The sequence below is a fragment of the Streptomyces sp. NPDC050287 genome (genome assembly GCF_044459385.1).
Lineage (GTDB): Bacteria > Actinomycetota > Actinomycetes > Streptomycetales > Streptomycetaceae > Streptomyces.
This window is the reverse complement of record NZ_JBITIY010000042.1, coordinates 1-3,557: the sequence shown is the minus strand read 5'-3', so window position 1 is coordinate 3,557 and position 3,557 is coordinate 1. Positions and strand designations below refer to the sequence as shown.

The following is a 3,557-nucleotide window of genomic DNA, read 5'->3' as shown; positions in this document are numbered from 1 at the left end:
CACACCACCGGCCACACCCCCACCACCTGGACCCCGGAACCCGCTCCCGCGAGCGACCTCCCCACCTACCCCTTCCAACACCAGCACTACTGGCTGACGCCCACCAACAAGACCGCCGACCTCACCTCCGCAGGGCTGGTCTCCGCGGGTCACCCCCTGTTGGGCGCCCTGATCACCCTCGCCGACAACGAGCGTCTGGTCCTGTCGGGCCGTATCTCTCTGCGCACCCACCCCTGGCTCGCCGACCACACCATCGCCGGCACCACCCTCCTGCCCGGCACCGCCTTCGTCGACCTGGCGCTCCATGCGGGCCAGCACACCGGCACGCCCGCCATCGAAGAACTCACCCTGGAACGCCCACTCGCGTTCCAGGGGGCGGAGGCCGTGTCCCTCCAGCTCACCGTGGACGAACCCGACCCGGAGGGCCGTCGTGCCCTCTCCGTTCACTCACGTGCCGGCGACGACGCGCCTTGGACCCGGCACGCCACCGGCGTCCTCACCGCGACCCCGCAACCGGCCGCCGACCCCATCGACTGGCCCCCGCCGGCAGAACCCGTCGACCTCACCGGCGTCTACCAGCGCCTCGCCGCCCACGGCTACGCGTACGGCCCCGCCTTCCAGGGGCTCACCGCGGCCTGGCGCGACGGCGACACGCTGTACGCCGAGATCTCCCTCCCCGAGGGGGCCGACCCCGTCGGCCACACCCTCCACCCCGCGCTCCTCGACGCCGCCCTGCACCCTCTGGTGGACGGCGCGGAACGACTGCTGCCGTTCAGCTTCGGCGGCGTCACCCTGTACTCGGTCGGGGCCCGGCAGTTGAGGGTCAGCGCGATACCCGGGGCGGACGGCGGCGTCTCGCTGCGGCTCGCCGATCCGGCGGGTGAGCCCGTCGCGCAGATCGAGGCACTGGTGCTGCGGGAGGCCGACGCCGAGCAGCTGCGCGACACCGGTCGCCGTGGTCCGCTCTACACCGTGGTGTGGCAGGAGGCCGCGAACCGGCCGGACGTCAGCGGCACAGATCTCGACGAGCAGTGGGCCGTAGTCGGCTCAGGACCCGAACTGGCCGATGCCGCGGTCCACCAGAGCCTCGCCGCGCTGCGGGCGGGCCTTGACGCGGGGGCAGGCGTTCCTGACGTGGTGGTGTACGCGCCCGAGGGCGCCGACGTGACCGACGCTCCTGCGTTCACGGATGTACGTCGTCGCACGCAGGCCGCGCTCGCGGTCGTGCAGGAGGTGCTCGCCGACGAGCGGCTGGCCGAGTCGCGGCTGCTGGTACTGACCCGGGGTGCCGTGCCCGCCGGAGGCGGTACAGAGCCGGTGCCCGGGCGGGAGCCGGTGGCCGGAGCGGTCGAGGCTCCGGTGTGGGGGCTGCTGCGTACCGTGCAGTCCGAGTACCCGGGACGCTTCGTGCTCGTCGACCATGACGGTACGCCCGAGTCGCTCGCCGCGATCCGGAGCGCCGTGGCCTCCGGCGAAGCTCAGTCCGCCCTGCGCGCGGGCCGGCTCCTGGTCCCTCGCCTGGCTCCCGTACCGGAGGAACACCCGGCAGCGACAAGGTCGTTGGACCCTGCCGGGACGGTGCTGATCACCGGTGCGTTCGGGCGGCTGGGCGAGTTGCTCGCCCGGCACCTCGTCTCCGAGTACGGCGTTCGCCATCTGCTGCTGACCAGCCGACGGGGGAACGACGCCCCAGGTGCCCGCGAACTCGCCGCCGAGCTGGAGGAGTCGGGCGCCGAGGTCCGTGTCGTGGCCTGTGACACCACCGACCGGGAGGCAGTCGCACGCCTCCTCGGCGACATCCCGCCCGCTCACCCACTGACCGCCGTCGTGCACACCGCCGGAGTCCTCGACGACGGCGTGGTCACCGCGCTCACCCCGGCGCGACTGGACGCCGTCCTGCGCCCGAAGGCCGAAGCCGCCCTGCACCTGCACGAGCTGACCGCCGGCCTGAATCTGGCGGCCTTCGTCCTGTACTCCTCCGTCTCAGGGCTGATCGGAGCCGCGGGGCAGGCCAACTACGCCGCCGCGAACGCCTTCCTCGACGCGTTCGCGCAGCACCGCCGCACCCTCGGCCTTCCCGCCACCTCCCTCGCGTGGGGGCTGTGGGGCGAGGGCGGCATGGGGGAGAAGCTGAGCGGCACCGACCTGGCGCGTATGGCACGGTCGGGGGTGGTCACGATGTCCGAGGAGGAGGGGCTCGCCCTCTTCGACGCCGCGCTCCGCCGCGACGAGGCACTGCTCGTGCCGGCCCGGCTCAACCTGACCGCGCTGCGCGCCCGATCCGACGCGGACACGCTGCCGCCGCTCCTTCGCGGGCTGGTCCGGGTGCCGCCGCTGCGGCGAGCGAGCACCTCGACGGCGGCCGGAGCCGGCAACGGCCTCGCCGAGCGGCTGTCCGGACTCGACGAGCCCGAACAAGATGCCCTGATTCGGGAGTTGATACGCGAGCAGGCGGCCGCCGTTCTCGGCCACGCATCCGCCGACAGCGTCGACATCACGTCCAGCTTCAAGGATCTCGGCTTCGACTCCCTCAGCGCGGTCGAGCTGCGCAACCGCGTCAACTCCGCGACAGGCCTGCGCCTTTCCGCGACCCTGGTCTTCGACTACCCGACCCCGACCGCCCTGGCCGACCACCTCCGGTCCCGGCTCGGCGACAGCGGCAACGGCAACGGCAAGGGCGGCAGGGCACGGAAGTCGAAGGGCACGCGGCCCGCGAGGCCGGCGGCGTCCACCACGGCCACCGAGCCGATCGCGGTCGTGGGGATGGCCTGCCGCTATCCCGGCGGGGTCTCCTCCCCCGAGGACCTGTGGCGGCTGGTCTCGGAGGGCACGGACGCCATCGGACCGTTCCCTCGGGACCGCGGCTGGGACGAGGACCTCTACGACCCGGACCCCGCCGCCATCGGCAAGTCCAGCACCCAGCACGGCGGATTCCTCTACGAGGCGGGCGAGTTCGACCCGGCGTTCTTCGGTATCAGCCCCCGCGAGGCCCTCGCGATGGATCCGCAGCAGCGGCTGCTGCTGGAGACGGCCTGGGAGACGTTCGAGCGCGCCGGGATCGACCCCATCACCCTGCGCGGCAGCGACACCGGCGTCTTCGCCGGCACGATGTATCACGACTACTCACCACCCGTGCAGCTCATCCCGAAGGAAGTCGAGGGCATCCTCCTCACGGGCACGCTCGGCAGCGTGGTCACGGGGCGGATCGCCTACGCATACGGTTTCGAAGGCCCGGCCATCACTGTCGACACGGCGTGCTCGTCGTCGCTGGTCGCACTGCATCTGGCGGCGCAGGCCCTGCGGAGCGGCGAGTGCTCGCTCGCCCTCGCCGGCGGCGCGACCGTGATGTCGACGCCGGGGACCTTCGTGGAGTTCAGCCGGCAGCAGGGGCTCTCACCGGACGGCCGGTGCAAGGCCTTCTCCGCCGACGCCGACGGAACCGGCTGGAGCGAAGGCGTCGGACTGCTCCTCGTCGAGCGGCTCTCCGACGCCCGCCGCAACGGCCACCCCGTACTGGCCGTGATCCGCGGCACCGCCGTCAACCAGGACGGCGCCAG

The 3,557-nt window shown here is 72.9% G+C and carries 1 protein-coding gene; it reads left to right on the top strand.

All coding sequences use genetic code 11. The features are described 5' to 3' along the window. Window positions 1–3,557 (top strand): type I polyketide synthase (locus ACIBK3_RS46720; protein ID WP_399374765.1); only part of this gene is annotated, 3,557 nt, incomplete at both ends.